25 protein-coding genes and 1 pseudogene are annotated in these 19,279 nt (G+C 63.7%); 12 read left to right on the forward strand and 14 right to left on the reverse strand.

The window, feature by feature from the left end:
* Positions 1-4 precede the first annotated feature (4 nt).
* Both LOY45_RS15960 and LOY45_RS15965 read right to left on the reverse strand, forming a co-directional pair.
* Positions 5-508 carry a GNAT family N-acetyltransferase gene (locus LOY45_RS15960; RefSeq protein ID WP_258577992.1) on the reverse strand — a complete coding sequence of 168 codons (504 nt, stop codon included), beginning with the start codon at positions 506-508 and terminating at the stop codon, positions 5-7.
* Positions 509-628: 120 nt separating this feature from the next.
* Positions 629-1,042: a RidA family protein gene (locus LOY45_RS15965; RefSeq protein WP_115087081.1), complete on the reverse strand. Its 414-nt coding sequence runs from the start codon at positions 1,040-1,042 to the stop codon at positions 629-631.
* 267 nt (positions 1,043-1,309) lie between these two features.
* Here LOY45_RS15965 and LOY45_RS15970 point away from each other — a divergent pair, with 267 nt between their 5' ends.
* A complete protein-coding gene (locus LOY45_RS15970) occupies positions 1,310-1,741 on the forward strand; it encodes an SUKH-3 domain-containing protein (RefSeq protein ID WP_115087082.1) in 432 nt (143 codons plus the stop codon).
* Between the two features lie 90 nt (positions 1,742-1,831).
* A complete protein-coding gene (locus tag LOY45_RS15975) occupies positions 1,832-2,161 on the forward strand; it encodes a hypothetical protein (RefSeq protein WP_115087083.1) in 330 nt (109 codons plus the stop codon).
* On the opposite strand, the gene LOY45_RS15980 is transcribed toward LOY45_RS15975, so the two are convergent.
* A complete protein-coding gene (locus LOY45_RS15980; protein ID WP_115087084.1) occupies positions 2,136-2,606 on the reverse strand; it encodes an NUDIX hydrolase in 471 nt (156 codons plus the stop codon). The genes LOY45_RS15975 and LOY45_RS15980 overlap by 26 nt on opposite strands.
* 57 nt (positions 2,607-2,663) lie before the next feature.
* Here LOY45_RS15980 and LOY45_RS15985 point away from each other — a divergent pair, with 57 nt between their 5' ends.
* The 3 genes from LOY45_RS15985 to LOY45_RS15995 all read left to right on the forward strand — a co-directional run bounded on the left by LOY45_RS15985 (position 2,664) and on the right by LOY45_RS15995 (position 3,983).
* Positions 2,664-3,089, forward strand: coding sequence for a GFA family protein (locus LOY45_RS15985; RefSeq protein WP_115087085.1), 426 nt, complete (start codon positions 2,664-2,666; stop codon positions 3,087-3,089).
* Positions 3,090-3,118: 29 nt separating this feature from the next.
* Positions 3,119-3,511, forward strand: coding sequence for a lysozyme inhibitor LprI family protein (locus tag LOY45_RS15990; RefSeq protein WP_166675675.1), 393 nt, complete (start codon positions 3,119-3,121; stop codon positions 3,509-3,511).
* Between the two features lie 139 nt (positions 3,512-3,650).
* On the forward strand, positions 3,651-3,983 hold the full coding sequence (locus LOY45_RS15995) for a YegP family protein (RefSeq protein WP_115087087.1): 333 nt from the start codon (positions 3,651-3,653) through the stop codon (positions 3,981-3,983).
* A gap of 35 nt (positions 3,984-4,018) precedes the next feature.
* On the opposite strand, the gene LOY45_RS16000 is transcribed toward LOY45_RS15995, so the two are convergent.
* From LOY45_RS16000 to LOY45_RS16020, 5 genes are all read right to left on the reverse strand, one after another.
* Positions 4,019-5,155 carry an AAA family ATPase gene (locus LOY45_RS16000; protein ID WP_115087088.1) on the reverse strand — a complete coding sequence of 379 codons (1,137 nt, stop codon included), beginning with the start codon at positions 5,153-5,155 and terminating at the stop codon, positions 4,019-4,021.
* Between the two features lies 1 nt (position 5,156).
* Positions 5,157-6,026 (reverse strand): RNA ligase family protein, encoded by an 870-nt coding sequence (locus tag LOY45_RS16005; RefSeq protein WP_115087089.1) that lies wholly within the window; start codon positions 6,024-6,026, stop codon positions 5,157-5,159.
* 543 nt (positions 6,027-6,569) lie between these two features.
* Positions 6,570-6,827: a hypothetical protein gene (locus tag LOY45_RS16010; protein WP_233673706.1), complete on the reverse strand. Its 258-nt coding sequence runs from the start codon at positions 6,825-6,827 to the stop codon at positions 6,570-6,572.
* A gap of 212 nt (positions 6,828-7,039) precedes the next feature.
* Entirely contained in the window at positions 7,040-7,300 is a 261-nt protein-coding gene (locus tag LOY45_RS16015; protein ID WP_258577993.1) for a GNAT family N-acetyltransferase, read from the reverse strand.
* 46 nt (positions 7,301-7,346) lie between these two features.
* Complete coding sequence (locus tag LOY45_RS16020) at positions 7,347-8,750, reverse strand: MFS transporter (protein WP_258579312.1); 1,404 nt, start codon at positions 8,748-8,750, stop codon at positions 7,347-7,349.
* Positions 8,751-8,873: 123 nt separating this feature from the next.
* Here LOY45_RS16020 and LOY45_RS16025 point away from each other — a divergent pair, with 123 nt between their 5' ends.
* Together LOY45_RS16025 and LOY45_RS16030 are read left to right on the forward strand one after the other, a co-directional pair.
* Positions 8,874-9,770 carry a LysR family transcriptional regulator gene (locus tag LOY45_RS16025; RefSeq protein ID WP_258577994.1) on the forward strand — a complete coding sequence of 299 codons (897 nt, stop codon included), beginning with the start codon at positions 8,874-8,876 and terminating at the stop codon, positions 9,768-9,770.
* Between the two features lie 153 nt (positions 9,771-9,923).
* Positions 9,924-11,159, forward strand: coding sequence for a DUF1835 domain-containing protein (locus LOY45_RS16030; protein WP_258577995.1), 1,236 nt, complete (start codon positions 9,924-9,926; stop codon positions 11,157-11,159).
* Between the two features lie 60 nt (positions 11,160-11,219).
* On the opposite strand, the gene LOY45_RS16035 is transcribed toward LOY45_RS16030, so the two are convergent.
* Complete coding sequence (locus LOY45_RS16035; protein WP_115087093.1) at positions 11,220-11,975, reverse strand: SDR family oxidoreductase; 756 nt, start codon at positions 11,973-11,975, stop codon at positions 11,220-11,222.
* Between the two features lie 151 nt (positions 11,976-12,126).
* On the opposite strand from LOY45_RS16035, the gene LOY45_RS16040 reads away from it, so the two are divergent.
* Complete coding sequence (locus tag LOY45_RS16040; RefSeq protein ID WP_115087094.1) at positions 12,127-12,462, forward strand: hypothetical protein; 336 nt, start codon at positions 12,127-12,129, stop codon at positions 12,460-12,462.
* Positions 12,463-13,045: 583 nt separating this feature from the next.
* On the opposite strand, the pseudogene LOY45_RS16045 reads toward LOY45_RS16040, so the two are convergent.
* Positions 13,046-13,123 (reverse strand): annotated as a pseudogene (locus tag LOY45_RS16045) (YghX family hydrolase); the annotation flags it as partial.
* A gap of 68 nt (positions 13,124-13,191) precedes the next feature.
* On the opposite strand from LOY45_RS16045, the gene LOY45_RS16050 reads away from it, so the two are divergent.
* Together LOY45_RS16050 and LOY45_RS16055 are read left to right on the forward strand one after the other, a co-directional pair.
* Positions 13,192-13,503, forward strand: a complete 312-nt coding sequence (locus LOY45_RS16050) for a hypothetical protein (protein WP_115087651.1) — start codon at positions 13,192-13,194, stop codon at positions 13,501-13,503.
* A 3-nt stretch (positions 13,504-13,506) separates the two neighbouring features.
* The gene (locus tag LOY45_RS16055; RefSeq protein ID WP_010225542.1) at positions 13,507-13,689 is read left to right on the forward strand and encodes a DUF1289 domain-containing protein; all 183 of its coding nucleotides are present in this window, start codon (positions 13,507-13,509) and stop codon (positions 13,687-13,689) included.
* A 4-nt stretch (positions 13,690-13,693) separates the two neighbouring features.
* Here LOY45_RS16055 and LOY45_RS16060 read toward each other — a convergent pair whose 3' ends face one another.
* On the reverse strand, positions 13,694-14,605 hold the full coding sequence (locus LOY45_RS16060; protein ID WP_115087650.1) for a LysR family transcriptional regulator: 912 nt from the start codon (positions 14,603-14,605) through the stop codon (positions 13,694-13,696).
* 125 nt (positions 14,606-14,730) lie between these two features.
* Here LOY45_RS16060 and LOY45_RS16065 point away from each other — a divergent pair, with 125 nt between their 5' ends.
* Complete coding sequence (locus LOY45_RS16065) at positions 14,731-15,471, forward strand: SDR family NAD(P)-dependent oxidoreductase (protein WP_115087649.1); 741 nt, start codon at positions 14,731-14,733, stop codon at positions 15,469-15,471.
* Between the two features lie 19 nt (positions 15,472-15,490).
* Positions 15,491-15,700 carry a tautomerase family protein gene (locus LOY45_RS16070; protein ID WP_258577996.1) on the forward strand — a complete coding sequence of 70 codons (210 nt, stop codon included), beginning with the start codon at positions 15,491-15,493 and terminating at the stop codon, positions 15,698-15,700.
* A 69-nt stretch (positions 15,701-15,769) separates the two neighbouring features.
* On the opposite strand, the gene LOY45_RS16075 is transcribed toward LOY45_RS16070, so the two are convergent.
* Genes LOY45_RS16075 through LOY45_RS16085 form a run of 3 tightly spaced genes read right to left on the reverse strand, consistent with a single transcriptional unit; the run spans position 15,770 to position 19,167 of the window.
* On the reverse strand, positions 15,770-16,864 hold the full coding sequence (locus LOY45_RS16075; RefSeq protein ID WP_258577997.1) for a carboxylate-amine ligase: 1,095 nt from the start codon (positions 16,862-16,864) through the stop codon (positions 15,770-15,772).
* A complete protein-coding gene (locus LOY45_RS16080) occupies positions 16,861-17,811 on the reverse strand; it encodes a methyltransferase (protein ID WP_115087646.1) in 951 nt (316 codons plus the stop codon). Before LOY45_RS16080 ends, LOY45_RS16075 begins: the two co-directional genes overlap by 4 nt.
* 12 nt (positions 17,812-17,823) lie before the next feature.
* A complete protein-coding gene (locus LOY45_RS16085; protein WP_115087645.1) occupies positions 17,824-19,167 on the reverse strand; it encodes an iron-containing redox enzyme family protein in 1,344 nt (447 codons plus the stop codon).
* Positions 19,168-19,279: the final 112 nt, after the last annotated feature.

The following is a 19,279-nucleotide window of genomic DNA, read 5'->3' on the forward strand; positions in this document are numbered from 1 at the left end:
CAGCTCAGTGCAACGCCCGCGTCACCAGGAAGCTAACCAACTCCGGCTCGTCGTCCAGTTCGATCGAACGCACCGGGCGCGGCAGGTTGTCGAGCACCGTGCGCCAGAAGGCGTGAGCGGTTTCGTCCTGGTCGTAATAGCGCACCAGCCACTGGTTCTGCCCGCTCGCCAGCACCTGGCTGGCCAGGGCGCTGCCGATACCCTTGCGCCGGTAGCGCTTGAGGATGAACAGGTCGGCCAGCTCCAGGGCATCGAGCCCGGGCAGCTCGCTGCGTTCGATCAGCAAAAAGCCGGCGATGTAGCCGTCGACCAGGATCAGGTTGGCGCTCCATTGCGGCTCTTGCCAGTAGCGTTGCAGGTGCTCGTCGTGCACGTAGAAACGGCCGTCGACCTCGACGTCTTCCTGTTCCCAGTCCGAAGACTCGTAGGCGTAGAACTGGTAGAGGTTGCGAATCAGCTCGGCCTGCTCGGGGCCGGTTTGCAAGAGCTCGACAGTGAGGTCACTCATGACAGGACCTCATACAGCGGAAAAATCGACGGCATTGGTATCTCGATAAGTGAACGAACAGCGCGTTTTGCGGGCGCTATTGTTTACAAAAGCCGGGGCCAATGCCATCGCTAAAACGCGTTACCTGGCCGGCAGCGCGGCGACCGCGTCGATTTCGATCTGCATGCCATCCAGGGCCAGGCGCGGCACCGGGATCAGCGTGCAGGTCGGGGTCATGTTGGCGCCCCAGGCGCGCTGGGCTTCGGCGCCCCACAGGCGCAACTTGCTTTCGTCGTGATCGACGATCAGCAGGGTCAGCTTGAACACATCGGCCAGGGTTGCGCCTTTTGACGCCAGGGCGATCTGCAGGTTGGCCAGGGCCTGGCGCGCCTGTTCGGCAAAATCGCTCGACAGCCGGCCCTCGAGGTCTTCCCCGCCCTGCCCGGCGATGTACAGCAGCCGGGCATTGGCGGCGACCTCGGCGACATGGGAGTAGGCATTGGCACTGGGGTCGTAGAGGCCTTCGGGGTTGGACAGGTGGAAAGCTGCGGTCATGGTGCTGCTCCGAATGGTGGGAGCGGCGAGTATCAAACCTCGACCTAAGTAGAGGTCAAGCCTGATGTTGCCAGCGCTGCGCGCTGGATCGCTGGCAAGCCAGCTCCCACAATGAACCTGTGTACATCGACCCTGTGGGAGCTGGCTTGCCAGCGATGTGGGCTGCAGCGGGTAAAGTCTCATTGCTCATGGCTCGCCCTCCTCAAGGATCAATGACGACTGCCGTGTTAATGTAGCCCTTCGCACGGATTCGACCAGAGAGCAGACATGCCCATAGACCTACCTGAAACCATCCGCCCGCTGTTCATTGCCGCCGGCTGGCCTGCCCAAGTGACTGCCCCAGAGGCGGACATCGGGCCCAAAGGCCACCCCGCCAACGACTTGCTCAGGGCGTTCAATGGCCTGTGCGTCGGCCACTGCGGCGCCGGTGAAGAATGCGCCGCCGGCGACATCGAGTTCAGGCCCAAGCCCGGCCTGCACGACGAAAAAGTCATCGTGGCGATGCAACACAAACTGAATACCACCCTGGTGTGCATCGGCGATGTGCACCACGGCCATGGCGCGCTGTTTGTCGACAGCCGGGGCGCCTGCTACCTCATGAGCCAGGTGCACGACGCCTTCTGGCTGCAGGGAAACACCTTCGCCGTTGCCGCAGAAGGCCTGTTGCTGGGCCGCAAATCACAAACACAACTGCTGTGAAATTCAGGCGCAAATAAGGCAAATTGCTGGCCCCCTGCTACCCGCTTCGTAGGCAAACTCGCTTTCTTTTCAGCGAGTTAGGTAGGTGCTATGCGGGCTTATGGATTGACCCTGGCAGCGTTTTTTCTTGTCGCACTCCCGCTCGGCGCCCAGGCCAAGGCCCTGGGCAACAATGACCGCTACATGTGCAGTTGGGGTTCGGACATTGCCGCCGGCGCCCAGCAGTCGAAGCTCTCCGGGGTGACCCTGTACGCCGCGCGCAAACGCCTGCAAGTGCGTAAATTCAGCAAGCCGTGGATGCGCATGACCGCCATGGGCATCACCGAACAGACCTACAACAGCCAGTCACGCCTCAAGCCTGCGGCCATCAAGCAGACCTACTACGAGCAATGCGTCAGCCATGCGCTGGCGCGGCGCTGAACACGCCGGCTGATTCGAGGGTTTCAATCAACCGCTCCGGCCACACCGTGTCGGTGGTTTGCCGCAGTTCCTCGGCCGACCACCAGCGATGATCGGCCATTACCTCGACCTCCGAAGGCGTCCATCCCTGGCGGCACAGTTGCTGGTCCTGCGCCTGGATCAGGTAGTACTGCTCGACCGACGTGACCCACTCGCCGCTGGGCAACTGCATGGCGAAGCGGCGCTCGTTCAAGGGTGCGCCCACGGCGTCGACCTGGATGCCGGTTTCTTCGCGTAGCTCACGAATCGCGGCTTGCTCGAAGGTTTCCCCCTCCTCCACGCCGCCCCCCGGTGTTGCCCAGTAATCGTCGCCGGCCAGCGCGCCGTTGCGATGGACGAAGCGAAACAGCAATACGCTTCGGGAGGGGCTGATGACCAAAAGCCGGGCTGATTTTCGCTCACGCATCGTGGTGTTCCTGTCCTTGGTTTATGATCGCGGGCGAGATTCTACCGGGATCCAAGGATGAACAACGACAAATCTGCGCTGACGACCATTGATTATCACGGCAGCTGCCTGTGCGGCGCCGTCAGCTATCATATCGACACCCAGATCAAGGCCGTCACCCATTGCCATTGCAGCCAGTGCCGCAAGGCCCATGGCGCAGCCTTTGCCACCTATGGCAGTGTGCCTGCTTCGGCCTTGAGCTGCAGCGATCCGCAACGTCTATTGCGGGTGTTCAAGTCATCGCCAACCGTCAGCCGCAGCTTTTGTTCAGCCTGCGGGACGAGTTTGTTCTGGGCCAATGCCAGTGGCGATTATCCAGACTGGATCAGTGTTGCGCTGGGCACCCTGGACACACCTTTCGAACCCACCCGACAAAAACATGTGCATGTGCAGTCCAAGGCCTGCTGGCTGGTGATTGGCGATTCATGGCCGCAACACCAGTGACCCGTAAAACATCAAAGCAAGGACGCCCCATGTATCGTTTGATCTACCCCTGCATCGGCGCATTCATGGCGCTGACTAGCACGGTTCAGGCAAGCAACCTGTGCCCTGGCGCCAACACCGAAACGCAGATGCTTGAATGCATGCAGCAGTCGTTGAAAAAATCCGATCGGCAATTGAATGAGCTCTATCAGGCCTTGGTCGCACGCTTCAAGGCGGAGGGTTCGGCGCCCGGACAACCCACCCAGGACCTGGCGCTGAAAAAAGCCCAGCGCGCCTGGATTGCCTTTCGTGATGCCAGTTGTGAGTTAGAGACGTACGAGTCCGTTGGCGGCAGTGGCTTCGCTACAATCCATACCCATTGCCTGCTGAAGCAGACGCAAGCCAGAGTCCAGTACCTGAAGCGGGTTACCGGTATGCCTTGAAGGCCTGCAACAGCGGCGGCAGCGCGGCGTTGATCTTAGCGCCGTTGGACAAGCGCACAAAGCCCACCATACTGAGTCGTCACTGCGGACAAGTACGCCCGCAGCCTACCCAGGCTTATCTGCGAAATAAGGAGTTCCCATGGCAGGTTGGTTCGAGTTGAACACCAGCAGTGACGGTCAGTACCGCTTTGTCCTCAAGGCGGGTAATGGCGAAATCATTCTTACCAGCGAGTTGTACAAGGCCAAAGGCTCAGCCGAAAGCGGCATCGCCTCGGTCCAGGCCAACAGTGGCGTGGACGAGCGCTACGAGAAAAAAGAGGCCAGCAATGGCAAGTTCCACTTCAACCTCAAGGCCGCCAATCACCAGGTCATCGGCACTAGCCAGATGTACGCATCGACGCAGTCGCGCGACGCGGGCATCGCTTCGGTGAAGAGCAACGGCAGCAGCAAGACCATCAAGGACAACACCTGAGTCCGAACCGTCAGCGGGCAGTGATGCCCGCTGCCTCACACCTGATACTCGACCCGATCCGCCTCCACCGGCGTCGGCACTTCCCAGCGAAAATACATGCGTTCGATGTCCTTGTTGCGCAGCGTGGTGTCCCGGCGGGCATTGCGGCGCATCAGCTCGCGCTCGCTTTGTTCCAGGTACACCAGCTGCACGTCGGCGTCATAGCTGTAGAGCAGGTCGAGGGTCTTCTTGCGCATCTGCTGCGACAGGTGCGTGCTGTTCCACACGAAAGGTTCGCGGCGGCGCAGCAAGGCCTTGGCCTTGTCGATCGCGTACTGCGCCACCGGCCCCTTGTCACCGTGGCTCAGGCCCAGCTCCTGGCGGGCATCGTCGAACGACACCACGGCAAGCTTGGGCGCATGCTCGTTGACCCAGGTGTCCTTGCCGCTGGCCGGCAGCCCCGCCAGCACGATCACCTGCGAGCCCCGCACTTCGCGGTACAGGCTGTACTGCGGCAGCACCGAGGCCCCGCGAAAGTAACTGCGCCGGGTGTAGTCGTCGGCAAAGGCCTTGGGTTGATCCAGGCAGCCCTCGTCCTCGGCCAGCAGGCGGAACACTTCGATGTCGTCGAGTACCCCTTGCTTGCCGGCAAAGCCGCGGCCCTGCATGTCGGCGCTGGCCACTGCGCAGAGCATCCACACCGGCACCTCCCACGACAGGCGATGGAGAATCTGCTCGGCCGAACGCCCGCTCTTGTCCCCGGCCAGGGCAAAGAACGGCAACTGGTGCACGTTGATGATCCGGCAGATGGTTTCGCGCAGCTCAAACGGCACACCGGCCTGCCACAGCAGGATTCGCGCATCCACCGCTCCCCGGCGTGAGTGCCCGGGCTGGCCGATCTTGCCGGTGATTTCATCGATCACCGTGCACGACGGCTTGGCGATGTCGTGCAGGACTGCGGCGTAGAACAGCACGAACTGCTGCTCGGGGTTGGCGCGTTGGTATACCGGGTCGGCGAGCAAGGCATCGACCACCATCATGGTGTGGGTCCAGACGTCGCCTTCCTGGTGGAAGACCGGGTCCTGGGGGGTTGCCGCCAAGGCGCGCAGCGACGGAATCGCCTCCAGCAGCGCCGGGTAGTCGACCGCGCGGCCGGGGCTGGGCATCAGCCCTTGCAATGTGTTCATGTCCATATCATTCAACTCCTTGTTCGGCGGCCTGCAGGCTGGCCCAGGTGACCTGGGGCTCGGGCGCATACAGGTCGACACCGGCGGCCAGCAGGTTGGGGATGTACGGCTGGCGCAGGTGGTGTTCATCAGCTTCGAGGATGGCCTGGACGAAGTCGTGGCGCACCCATTTGATCCGCCCGGTGGTGTGCTCGGCGGTTTCGATTTTCAGGTACAGGCCCTCCATCAGGTCGGAGCGGTCGCCCTGGTTCCAGGCCTTGGCAAAGTCCAGTTGCTGACGGGCGATGACTTCGGCGAAGGCGTCTTTCCAGCGCCGGGACTTGGCCTGCGAATGGCCGACCAGGGCCAGCAGGTCCTTCAGCCGTGGCGGTGCGATGCCTTCGAACAGCACCGGCACCGACAGCACCGGACCACCCGCGAGCAACTGCTGGCGCCGCGCCGTAGAGAGGAACACCTGCTCCGCGCGGTCCCAGATATCGAACTCGAAGAACAGGTGCGGCAACTGGTCGTAGAACACGCTGTGGCGCTTGCTCATCACCTCGCCAAACAGCACGTAGCGGTCTTCCAGGTGCTCGAGCAGCCAGTCTTCGTGACAGGCCGCCCATTGCTTGAACTGGCTGAACTGACGCTCGCGGCTGCCACCGGCCAGGTAATGGCCACGCGACTGCAACAGCAGCTCGCCGGCGGCGGAAAAACTGATCGCGGCATTGGCGCCGTCGAGCTTTTCCTCGACCACCAGGTACTGACCGTTCAGACGGCTGTAGGGCAACTGATCATGGTCGCTATCGCCGGCTTGCAGGCGAGAACTTTGCAGGTGCGGGGTGCGCGGGTACTTGTACAGGTCGAGCTGCGCGAGCTCGCGGATATCGAGTGTCATGGGTCTTCTCCAAAAGGGGGAAAACCGACGACAGCGGGCAGGTGAAAGTGCGTGCGCAGGCAGGCACCAACAGGCTTAAACGTCCGTCGTCGGCATCAGGCGTGTTGGTTGGCGTGGGGCACTGGCTTCACCTAAATAATGAGGGGTGGATCTGAGGGTGCGGATTGGAAACGAGATGGGGGTGGGCTGTCAAGTGCTATGCCGTCTGGGATGGCCTCATCGCGGGGCAAGCCCGCTCCTACAGGTACTGCGCCAATCCTGTGGGAGCGGGTCTTGCCCGCGATCGAGCGCGCAGCGGTCGTAATCCAGACAACACTTCATGTGCAGACTGCACTGGCCTCATCGCTGGCAAGCCAGCTCCCACAAATGCATCTGTGCAAACCTCAGGCAGATTGCCGCTGCGCGTCGTTGAGCGCACTGCCCTTCGCGCTTTTACGCTCATGTCCCTGGCGATCGGGCTGTGGCAAAACTGACGGGCCAGAAGTGCTGAACCCACAGCGGCCTCGTCAAAGACCTCTGCAGGCACTGCACGCGGTAACGCAGCTACTCCTCTTCGTTCACCCTGCATTCAAGCTCGATGTCTTCAGATTGTTTTGACTTATTGGATGGATCCGCCCGCGATTGCTTCTCGGCATCCTCGACACTGGATGCTTGATAAGAGTCGTATCCAAAATCCCTTCTCTGGTTGTCTTCCATCTTGCTGTATTCACAACTGTACTCTTTGGTATCGGCCCAGCCTGCCAGCGGCGACGTCATCAAGATCAACGCGCAGACCAACACTGCTTTTCTGGATGTATTCATCAGCTTGTGCTCCTGCACAAATTCGATTTACAGGGTGGTTGTTGCCCGGTGCCTGAAACCTTTGCTGACTGCCTGCAACCAAACACCTCGGCACTGTTGATGCTATCGATCGAGAAGAGCAGCGTCACCTGACAGAAATGCCAGGTACCCCCGTGCAGCACCAGGGGTGCAAACGGCTGCGAATACCGCTATTGCGCCATACATTCAGCAGCCTAGAAAACGCGCTCCATGACAATGACCCGCTCCTCCCCCTCCATCACCTCGCGGACCTTGGCATAGCCCAACCGGGCATAGAACGCCTCTGCGGTAATCGATGACGGCACTCGCAACAGCGCCTGCCCCGTTTGCCGGGCCAGATCTTCAATCGCCTGCATCAGCGCACGGCCAACGCCGGTGCCCTGCAACCCTGGCACCACAAACACGCTGCGCACCACATTGCCTTGCAGGCTGGCGGGGCGAATGTGCAAGGTCATCGGCTCGTTCCGTGAGGCAGTGTCGGAGCGCCAGTGTGCCGTGTGTTCAGGGAGGCGAACCAGCGGTAGTTTCAGCCACTACCGAGGTGCCTCGCAGCTTGCCGGGCAGCGCCAGGGCAATCAGCACGCCGAACAGGGCGATCCCGCCGCTGACCAGTACTGCCCGCTGCAGGCCCAGCGCATACCCTTGCTGCCAGGCGGCCCCGCTCAAGCCATCGAGGCCCTGGTTGGCCAGCCCCACCAGCAGCGCCAGGCCCAATGCCCCACCGATCTGCTGGACGGTGGAGGCCATGCCCGAAGCCACGCCTTGTTCGCCTGCTGCAACGCCCTGCCCGGCGCACACCCACATGGCGGTCCAGGTCATGCCCTGGCCGATGCTGAGCAAGGCAATCGGCGTCAACAGGCGAACGAAAGCGCCATCGCTGGGCAACATCCAGCCAAGCCAGAGAATACCCACGCCACCGGCCAGCAAGCCGATGATCAAGGTGCTGCGCAAACCCAGGCGGGCCAGCGCCCGTTCGGCTATGCCGATGCCCAGGGTGCACACCAGCGTCGCCGGCAAAAACGCCAGGCCACTGGCAAGCACGCTGTAGCCGTAGATCTGCTGGAAGTACAGGGCCAGGAAGTAGTACTGCACACTGAAGCTGGCCATGAACACTGCGGTCAAACCCATGGCCGCGCGCAAGCCCGGGGTGCGCAACAGGCGCAGCGGCATCAAGGGATCGCGGCTGCGGGTTTCGATCACCACGAACACCGCCAGGCAGATGAGTGCAGCCGCCAGCACCGTCCAGAACAGTGGCCGTTGCCAGCCCCAGCTCGGCCCTTCGATCAGCGCCAGCACCAGCAGGCTGCCACCCAGGGTGATGGTGAGGGCGCCGGCCAGGTCGAACGAGCGGCCTTGCGCCGGTGCTGGATCGGCTGGAATCCAGTACCCGGCGGCCCAGGCACAGGCCCCCGCCAGCGGTACGTTGACCAGGAACACCGCCTGCCAGCCCAACCACTGGGTGAGGACCCCGCCGAGCAAGGCACCGAGGGCCAGGCCTGCTGCCGAGGCGGCGCTCCAGATGGCCAGGGCGCGGGTACGCGGCGCCCCTTCGGCGTACTGGCTGTTGATCAGCGCCAGGGTGGCGGGGAACAGCAAGGCGCCCGCCAGCCCTTGCAGCGCCCGCGCCAGAACCAGCACTTCAGCCTGGTCGGTGAGGCCGCCGGCCAGCGAGGCGATGGCGAACAAGGCCTGGCCGAGCCGATACAGACGCCGCCGGCCCAGCAGGTCTGCTGCACGGCCGCCGAGCAGCAGGCAACCGCCAAAGGCCACGCCGAAAGCGCTGATGATCCACTGCAGCTGGCGCGGGCCGATGGCCAGGTGTTCGCCAATGGTCGGCAAGGCGACGAAGACGATGGTGTAGTCCAGGGCAATGATCAGCTGGGCGCAGGCCAGCAACAGCAGCATCAATGCGGGGTGGCGCGGGATTGGAATCGACATGCGGGGCATCCTTGGCAAGAAGGCGCCAGTGTCATTCATGCGCCAGGCATGATAAATACGCTGCCAGTTCTTTCAGTAATGACTTTAATCATGGACCTGAACACCGTTGCCCTGCTGCTCAAGGTCGCCGAGCAGCGCAGCTTCACCGCCGCGGCCGCCAGCACCGGCTTGACCCAGTCCGGGCTGTCGCGGGCAATTCGCCGCCTGGAAGAACAACTGGGGGTCAAGCTGCTGCACCGCAACACCCGCAGCGTCAGCCTGACCGCCGACGGCCTGCTGTTGCGCGAGCGTTGCGCACCGTTGCTGGCCGGGTTCGAGGAGGTCGAGCAACTGCTGCTTGACCGCCGCTGCGAGCCCAGCGGCACCCTGCGCCTGAGCCTGCCGTCGGCCTTTGGCCGCATCGTCATCCTGCCGCTGCTGGGTGAGCTGACCCAGCGCCATCCCGAGCTGGTGGTGGACGCGACCATGACCGACCGCCTGGTTGATCTGACCGAAGAAGGCTTCGACGCCGCCGTGCGCATCGGCCCGTTGAGCGATGTGCGCCTGGTGGCCCGGCCCCTGGCACCGATGCACTGGGTGACCGTCGCCGCCCCCGCCTACCTTGCCCGCCATGGTGTGCCGCAAACCCTCGAAGACCTGGCCCGGCACAACTGCCTGGTGGTGCATAACCCCTACCTCGGGCGCCGGGTTGACTGGCAGTTCGTGCAGCACGGTCGGCTGGTCGATCTGCAGGTCAGCGGGCAAATGCTGTTCGATGTCGGCGACCCGCTGATCGATGCGGCGTTGCAGGGTTTCGGCATTGTCCAGGTGATGGATTTCGTCGCCCGCCAGGCCCTGGCCGACGGGCGCCTGATACCGGTGCTGGAGCCATTCGCCGGCCGCTGTCGTGAACTGGCGTTGGTGTATCCACCGTCACGCCAGCATTCGCCGCGCCTGAAGGTGTTCAGCGATCTGCTGCAGGAGCGCTGGCCGTCAGCCTGGAGCTGACGATTGTATTTTGCCGGGCGCCGGGCCTATAGTCGCAGCCGGCGTCATCCACGCCACCCGTCCGCGGAAAGGGCTGCGCCCAGGCTGTACACCCCACATTCTTGTCTACGACTCCCGGCCTGACAGCGGACAAGGCTCGCACAAGGAGTTCGTATGTCCGCTCGACTGTCGTCGCCGTCCCATGACGGGCGCATCAACCTCGAACAACAACGCAAGCGCGCCAAGGAGCTGCTCCAGCGCCTGCGCTCGGGTGCCGCGCCCGCACAGCTGGCACAACTCAGCCCTGCCTCACCACGCCTGGCCGATGCCCAGTGGCTGATCGCCCGCGACCTGGGCTTTGCCAGCTGGCCCAAGCTCAAGGCGCATATCGACGCCATCGACTTTGCCGCCCGCCACCCGCAATTCATCGCCGATGACGAAGCCGCTACCCAGCATTGGCGCTGCGGCAACGACATCAGCCACGGCTTGCGCCTGGCCGGGTTCACCGGCGCCTTTCACATGCTCAGCGACCCCCTGGTCATGGGCCCGGTGCGTGATGTGCCGGCAGCGCCTTACCGCGCCCTGCGCTGCGACTACATCAGCCAGGCCTATGGCCTGGAGCACCCTGAGGTGCAGCGCAAGATGGAGGACGAATACGCCGACCTGGCCCGGCTCGACGGCTGCCCCGGCGCGGTGCTCTGGTGCGAGGCGGATGCCTATGACCAACTGTTCCTGATCCGCGTGCTGGCCGGCTTGCACAACCCGCCGCAGCGCCTGGAACTGATCGAGATCGACCGCATGCCCGGGGTCGAGCGCTTTATCGGCATCGGCCAATTGGCCCCCGATGTGCTGGCCTGGTTGTGGCCGCAGCGCCGGGCAGTGGATGTGCCAATGCTGCAACTGGCGCGCGAGGCCTGGGCTGCTTATAGCGCACCGTCGCCACACGCCTGGGCGCAGTTGGCCCATCGCCAGGACCTGGCCCTGCCCTTGCTCGCCGCTGCGCTGTTGCGCCAGTTGCAGGAACTGCCGGGCGTGGAGGATGGCCTGTCGCTCAGCGAACGCCTGGCGCTGCAGATCATCAGCGAGTTCGGCCAGGTGCCGTTCGGCCGGGTATTTGCCGAACTGATGGGCAAGCGCGAGCCGCTGCCCTATCTGGGTGACATGATGTTCCATGCCCTGCTGCGGCCGCTGATCGATTCGCCCACGCCGCTGCTCATCGAAGCGCAGGCCGAGCTGGAATGGCCGCGTCGACCTTTGAGCCTCACCCCTTTGGGCGAGCGGGTGCTGGCGGGCCAGGCCAACTGGCTTGACCAACAGGCCCCCGAGCGCTGGGTCGGTGGTGTGCGCGTGCTGGCCGGGCAAGGTCACTGGGCGCTGGACCGCGACCTGTGGCCGGTGTGGCGCGGGTAAAAACTCCGGCGATGCGCTCCTGGGTTTCGCGGGGCGCATGTCACGTCCCTGTGCACGGGGTCAGCGTTGCACGGCGGTGGTTTTCAGCCAGGTCTGAAAGTGCAGCGAGCCGACGATGGCATCGGCATCCGGGGTCAGTGAACGGTCGTCGATCGGCGCGCCGAAATAGGTGGCTGCAGGGTCGGCAATCACTTCCCGAGCATCTTGATTGTGTTGCAGGTAGCTGCGCACGAAATCGGCAAGCGGCAGTCGATCGGGGCCGGCGACTTCGAGGGTACGGTTGGCCGGCGCTTGCTCGGCGAGGTTGGCCAATGTCAGGGCCACGTCGGATGAGGCCACCGGCTGCAGGGCGGCGGCGGTGAGGCGCACGCGGTTGCCGTCGGCGCCGGAATAGGCAATGGCGCCCATGAACTCGAAGAACTGCGTGGCGCGCAGGATGGTATAGGGCATGCCCGAGGCCCTGATCAGTTGCTCCTGGGCCAGCTTGGCGCGGAAGTATCCGCTGTCCTGCATGCGCTCGGTGCCGACCACCGACAGGGCGATATGGTGACGAACCCCGGCCTTCTGTTCAGCGGCCAGCAGGTTGCGCCCTGAAGTCTGGAAAAACGCCAGCACCGCGGCGTCTTCGAAAGACGGTGAGTTGGCGACATCCACCACCACATCGGTGCCCTGCAACGCCTGCTCCAGGCCTTCGCCGGTGAGGGTATCGACGCCGGTCTTGGGCGAGGCGGCGAGCACCTTGTGGCCGTTGGCGCGCAGGTTGTTGCACAGCTGGGTGCCGATCAGGCCGGTACCACCGATCACGACGATTTTCATGGCTGCTTCTCCCGGGGCGTGTCGCAACCCATTATTTTACGCCGCGCAGCTGTAGCCCGCGCGCCAGCAGACGAGCGTCATGCTGGCTGATCCGGTACAGTACGCGCCGCTCGAGAGATGGATCCCGGGCCAATTGTCATGGAGTTATGCAGTGAAAAACCTGAGCAAAGTTGTCGCCTCCGGCCTGTTCGTCCTGGCCCTGGCAGGTTGCACCGGCACCCCGATGAAAACCCAGCACTACAACGCCGACCAGTACACGGTGATCGGCCACAGCGAAGCGAGCGCCACCGGCCTGTTGGTACTGGGCATGATCCCGGTGCGTCAGAACAGCCGCTTTGTCCGTGCACAAAATGCCGCGATCAAGGCCAAGGGCGGCGACGCGATGATCAACACCCAGGTCCAGGAAAACTGGTTCTGGGCCTGGGTACTGACCGGTTACACCACCCGGGTGTCGGGTGATGTGGTCAAGCTGAACAACGTTCAGTAACGCCTGAACTGCGAGCGCTTCGCGCTCGATCGCGGGGCAAGCCCGCTCCCACAATGGAACTGTACACACCGACCCTGTGGGAGCTGGCTTGCCAGCGATGAGGCCGGTACAGCCAGCACACCAGGTGTTGCCTGAATTACGAGCGCTTCGCGCTCGATCGCGGGCAAGCCCGCTCCCACAATGGAACTGTACGCACCGACCCTGTGGGATCTGGCTTGCCAGCGATGAGGCCGGTACAGCCAGCACACCAGGTGTTGCCTGAATTACGAGCGCTTCGCGCTCGATCGCGGGCAAGCCCGCTCCCACAATGGAACTGTACGCACCGACCCTGTGGGATCTGGCTTGCCAGCGATGAGGCCGGTACAGCCAGCACACCAGGTGTTGCCTGAATTACGAGCGCTTCGCGCTCGATCGCGGGCAAGCCCGCTCCCACAATGGAACTGTACACACCGACCCTGTGGGAGCTGGCTTGCCAGCGATGAGGCCGGTACAGCCAGCACACCAGGTGTTGCCTGAATTACGAGCGCTTTGCGCTCGATCGCGGGCAAGCCCGCTCCCACAGGGTTGGCGCTGGACCCGCGATCAGGCCATCACCATAGCAAAAGCCGGTGATGCCAACCTTGCCGGTGGTTGCCGGATGCTTCATCAGCCATTCGATGGCCCACAAGCATAGTAGGCGTGGGCAAATAGCGTATGATCTGCCCGCCCTTCCACGAGGCTCCTCATCCCATGCCAATGAGCAAACGCGAACAGGCGCAGCTTGACCGCCGTCTGGTCGCTACCCTGACCGATGCCTGCGAGACCGCCAAGGCCGAAATCGTCGGTTTTGCCTGGCTCACTCACCTGGTCGACTACACCCGCTTCCCTTCCAGTTTGCAGGTGATCTGGGTATTCGAAAGCCGGGCCGCCAAAGACCACGCCCTGGCCAGCGGGCAAGGTGAGCGGATGATCGAGCTGACTGCTTTAGCGTTGCAGGATGCCGACGTCGAATTGCGCCCGCTTGCCCCCCACGTGCAGTTCGACGTCGAAAAACGAGGCTGACACATGGCCAAGGACATCGAGAACCCCTGCATCGCCGTGTGCCAACTAAGCGGCGACCTGTGCCTGAGCTGCGGCCGCAGCAAGGACGACATCCGCAAATGGAAGCGCATGAAACGCCCGGAAAAAATGGCCGCCGTGCAACGCGCCACCCAACGGATGAAAAGCCTGAAAAAAGCCAAAGGCTAGCGCTTCAGGCACCCGCACCCTGGGTCAGAAAATCAATGAAGGCCCGAACCCGTAGTGGCACATGGCGGGCATGAGGGTAGAGCAGGATGAACGGCCGTGAAGTGCCGCCATAGGGCGTCAGCACTTCCAGCAGCTGGCCGCTGTCAAGCTCCTGCTGCACAGTAAAGCGATACGCCTGCATCAACCCCGCGCCGCTTTTGACCAGGGTGACGGTGGCCAGAAAATCTTCCAGGCAGGTGATGCCACCGGACACCTCCAGTTCCTCGCGCTTGCCCCCGACCAGAAACGACCAGGGCACCTTGCGCCCGCTGCTGGGCAGTTCGAACTGGATGCACTCGTGAGCGGCCAGGTCTTGCGGCGTCTGCGGTGTGCCCGCTACACGCAGATACTCCGGCGTCGCCACGATCACCAGCTCGGCGTCTTCCAGGCGCCGGGCGATCAGGCTGGAGTCGGCCGGCTCGCGGCCGCGGATGGCCAGGTCGTAGCCTTCATCGGCAAAGTCGATGTTGCGGTTGCTGGCGTGAATGTCGATCTGCACCTGCGGATACAACTGGCGGAACCCGGCCAGCCTGGGCAGCAAGCGAAAGTGGGCATAGGGTGTCGGCACGCTGATGCGTAGCAGCCCGGACGGCACAGCCTGGCCACCGCTGAGCGCACGTTCGGCCTCCACCAGTTGGCTCAGGGCCTGGCGGCATTGTGCGTAGTAACTGCGCCCGCCTTCGGTCAGGCGCATCTGCCGGGTGGTGCGCACGAACAGGCGCACACCCAGGCGTTCTTCCAGGCGCGCCACCGAACGGCTGACCGCTGCCGGCGTCACCCCGGCCAGGGTCGCCGCACCGGTGAAGCTGCTGGTTTCGGCGGCCAGGCAGAACAGCTCGATACTGCCCAGTTGAAGGTCATCGAAGTGGCGGGTCATGGCGGCTCAATTGATTACATGAAGTATCAATTCAAATTCCATACACGACATTTTTCAAGACCTGATTGCAAATTAAAGTCTGCCTCACTTGCCCGGCGACCCGCCTGGCCCACTGGAGACTGACCATGCACACCGCCAAGACTGTCATCGTAACCGGCGCCTCGAGCGGCCTGGGTTTCGCCATCGCCAAGGCTTACCTTGAGCGCGGCGACAATGTCGTCGGCAACGCCCGCACCCTCGCCCGCCTGCAGGAGGCCGCCGCCAAACTCGGCAACCCGGCCAATCTGCTGCTGGTCGAAGGCGATATCGCCCAGCCGCAAACGGCGCGAAAACTGTTCGACCAGGCCATCGAGGCGTTTGGCAAGGTCGATATCCTGGTCAACAACGCCGGGATCTTCATTGCCAAGCCGGTGACCGACTACACCGAGGCCGAGGTCGAAGCCATCGTCGACACCAACCTCAAGGGCTTCTTCTACCCGGCCCAGGCCGCAGCACGGCACATGGCCAAGAATGGCGCCGGGCATATCGTCAACATCACCGCGTCGATCGCCCTGCAGCCGAACATCAAGGTGCCGGCGCTGCTGCCGGTGCTGATCAAGGGCGGCATCAACCAGGCGGTGCGTGCCCTGGCCCTGGAGCTGGCACCGTCGCAGGTGCAGGTCAATGCCGTGGCCCCGGGGATCATCGATACCCCATTGCATGGCGACGACTCGCAGGCCCGCGAGGCCCTCAAAGCGCTGGCGCCGACCGGGCAGATCGGTTCGCCCGAGGATGTGGTCGACGCGGTGCTATACCTGACGGACTCGACTTTTGTCACCGGCACGGTGATTGCCGTGGACGGTGGTTCGGCGACGGGTACCTGGTAATTACAGCGAGGAAATGAACATGCCGTATGTCCATATTCGCGTGACCGATGAAGGCGTCACCCGCGAGCAGAAACAGCAGTTGATCGAACAGACCACCGCGATGCTCGAGCGGGTGCTGAACAAACCGCCGGCGTCGACCTTTGTGGTGATCGAGGAAGTGAACACCGACAACTGGGGGGTGGGTGGCGAAACAGTGACGACACTGCGCAAGCGAGAGAAAACAGAGTAGGCATCTGTCGCGGGGCAAGCCCGCTCCCACAGTAATCCCCTGTGGGAGCGGGCTTGCCCCGCGATAGCGTCAACACGATCTGACCTCTTGCAGCAACTCCCGCACCACTGCCAACATCCCCTGCTGCGCCATCGCCAACTGCCGGTCCGCACTGCTCCCCTGAGCGATAATCACCGCAGCCCGGGCAAAACTGCGATCACCGTCAAAACCCTGCGCAGCGTCAGCAAACACCGCCCGCGCCCGGGCCAGCCATTGCCCGGCGCTGCCCTGCCCTTCGTCCTCCAGGCAGATGAACCGGCCATGCCGGCCATGGCGCATGGCCCGCCAGTAGTTCTCCTGGGCAATCCAGTGCGCCTCGCGGCTCAGGTGCACGGCAGCGCGTGGTTGCGCCAGATAATGTTCGACCATGCAGCGGAACATGCCGGCAATGCACAATGCCTCTTCAAGGTTCGGGCAGGCATCGGCGACTCGCAGCTCCACGGTGGGGAAACGCCGCGACGGCCGGATCGCCCACCAGCAGTCAAACCCCTCGCGCAACGAGTCGGTGCGCCGCAGCAGGGCCAGGTAACGCTCGTAAGCCTGCCAGTCACTCAAGCGCTCCGGCAGGCCCATGTGCGGCCATTCCCCGCACGCCACCTGGCGATAGCTCATGTAGCCCGTGGCCTGGCCTTCCCAGAACGGCGAGGAGCTACTGAGCAGCAACAGCAACGGCAACCAGGGCAGCAACTGGTTGATCAGTTGAATGCGGTCGTGCCCGGGCGGCACGCCAACGTGCACATGCAGGCCACACAACAGGCTGCGCCGGGCCACCTGCTGGTAGTCAGCGAACAGCTGGCGAAAGTGCTCATCGTCGGCAGGCTGCTGGTTGCGCCAGCCGCCCATCGGGTGACTGCCGGCGGTCAGCAGGCCGATGCCTTCCTCGGCCAGTACCTGCACCAGTTGCGTTCGACATCCGGCCAGAAATTCCCGGGCCTGGGCCAGGCTGCAGAACACTGGCGACGCCACCTCGATCTGGCCCTTGAACATCTCCTGGGCAAAGTGCGCGCCGAGCACCTGGCGGCACAGGTCGATCTGCGCCGCCGAGGGCGCGGCGAGCATGCGCCCGCTGGCCAGATCGACCAGCAGGTATTCTTCCTCGATGCCAAAGCCGCAGGGGCTGTTCATCGACGGGTGACGCTCAAGGCCACCGCGGCAATGCGTTCGACCTGCTGGTAACCGGGTTCGAGCAGTTGCTCGCCGAACACATCCGGGTCCAGTTCGTGGTAATGCCAGGCCCAGTCGGGTGACGCCAGCGGCGCTTGCAAGGCTGCCAGGAACGGGTCGCGCCCTTCGAGCATGGCCACCCCGGTGTACAGCAGCAAGGTGCCGCCCGGCGCCAGGCGTGGCAGCGCTTCTTCGACTATCCGCAACGACAGCCCGGCCCCCAGGGCACCGCCACCATGACGGTAGGCACGCTCGCTGGCGTCGAGCATGTAGGGTGGGTTGGCGACAATCAGGTCGAACGTACCGGTGATGCCCTGAAGGACATCACTGTGCTCGACCGAAACGTTGGCCAGCTCCGCCAGGGCCACGTTGATGGCGGTCAGGCGCAGGGCCTGCGGGTTGATATCCACGGCGCTGACCTGCGCATGCCGGCGGGCACGGGCGATCAGCACCGCGCCGACCCCGGCGCCACAGCCGATATCCACGGCGTGATTGATGCAGGCGAAACTTTGCTGCAAGTGCGCTTCGATCAACTGGGCGAAGCGGTAGCTGTCCGGGCCGAAGAACACCGCGTCGCTGCTGTCGGTGGGAAAGGCGGAATGAACGAACAACAGATCATGCAGGCTCGACCAACGCACCCGGCTGCGCAGCAGCTCTCCCTGTTCGTCGATGATCTGCGCCAGTTGCATCTGCGCCACCTCGTCCGGCGACAGCAACGAGGAGGAAAAGGGCCGGTTCCAGCCGAAGATATCGCGCAGAGTGCCGGCCTGTTGCGCGCCTTCACGCTGGTTATTGCGCAACTGGGTCAACGGCGTGACGCTGGTAAAGCGATAGCCATCGGCCAACAGCCGCCGCCCCAGTTGCAGCAAGGCCTGGTCGGCCTGGCGTTGAGCCTCGGTCAATTGCATGGTCACCCTCCCTCAAGATTCAAGCCCGGTCATCTGTGCGTATTTGCGGGTCGCCGCCAGGCCCTGGGGCAAAGCGTGGCGGGCGCCGGCCATTTCACTGATCAGGTAGGCGATCCGCGCTTCAGGGGGCAGGTCGTGGAGCTCGCGCTCAAGCGCATTCAGCACGGCATCATCGTGCATGGGCACTTCAGCTTTAACCGGCCCATGGCGCGGCCGGCGCGGCTGCCAGCTGACAGCGATCCAGTCATGCAGCAGCTGCTTTTCATAGGGGCTGAAGACGCCGAACATCGCCGCTGCCGGGCCTTCGATCAGTTGCCAGAAGCGGCTGTGCGCCGGGTCCTCGCCGCGTTTGATCCAGCCCTTGTCCTGCAAGGCGGCGAGAAAGCCTGGAATGCTGCCAGGCTCGGCCAGCCACTGGTTGACCGTGCGCCCTTCGATGCGACAGTAATCGGAGTGCATGTGCTGGCCAAAACTGCGCTTGCGCTCGAAGGCCGCCAGCAGCTCGGTTTCCAGGTCAAAGCCGGCAATGATCGTGGGAGAACAAGGGCCCAGCTCGTTGAGCCGATAACCCCGGGCAACCCGCCGATAGAACTCGCTGCCCCCCTGCTCCGGCCACAGCTGCGCCAGCGCCTGCACCGCCTTGCAGGCATGGCCGCTGCTGGCGTTGTCGATGGTCACGTGCAGGCGAAAGTACTGCGGATCGATACCCAGTTCGTCCAGCTCATAAGCGCTTATCAGCAAATGCAGGGGCAGCTGTTCATAGCCCAGGTTATAGCCGATCACCTCGGGCAAGAAAGCCTCGGTGTTGAAGCCCAGCGCCAGTTGCAGTGCGCCCTGCCGGTAACGGTCGTCAGCCAGCGGCAACACCTCGTGGCAGCCCAGCTCGCTGAGCAGGCGCCGGTAGATCAGCACATGGTTGCAGGCCGGGTCGCCATCGCCGAGTTCTTCCAGGTAGATGCGGATCAGGCCGTGGTAGCGCGGGTCGGCCCAGTGCCTGAGCATGCCGAACAGCCAGGCGCCATCCACCGCCTTGGTCGGAGCGACATGCTGGAGAAAATACAGGGCATGGGCGCGGTTGCTGAAATAACGCCGGGCACCGCCCGCCTTGCGTTCGGCCAGGTACCCGGCGTAGTGCCCGGCCACGGCCGCCGCGCGGTCGGCGGTCCATTGCCCGAGCTCGGCAGGGTTGTTCGGCAGTTCATCAGGCAACGCTTCGGCCTGCTGCAGCTGCTCGGCCAGCCAGGTGGCGCTGCCGCTCAGGTCGCCCCGCAGCAAGGCATGGTAGCGTGCCTCATGGCCGGCACGGGGGTTCAAGGCCAACGGGTCGAGCGCGGGTGCGGCGGTCATCACGGTCATGGCGGCAGCCTTCGGCAGTCGGGCGAAAAGTGCCCTCTAAGCAAGGGAGCGCTGCGCTGAAGATGAAGTTCAGATCAACCGCGCGTTGAAGGGACGGATGGCAGGCCCGCGC

The sequence above is a fragment of the Pseudomonas wadenswilerensis genome, from assembly GCF_024749185.1.
Classification (GTDB): Bacteria; Pseudomonadota; Gammaproteobacteria; order Pseudomonadales; family Pseudomonadaceae; genus Aquipseudomonas; species Aquipseudomonas wadenswilerensis.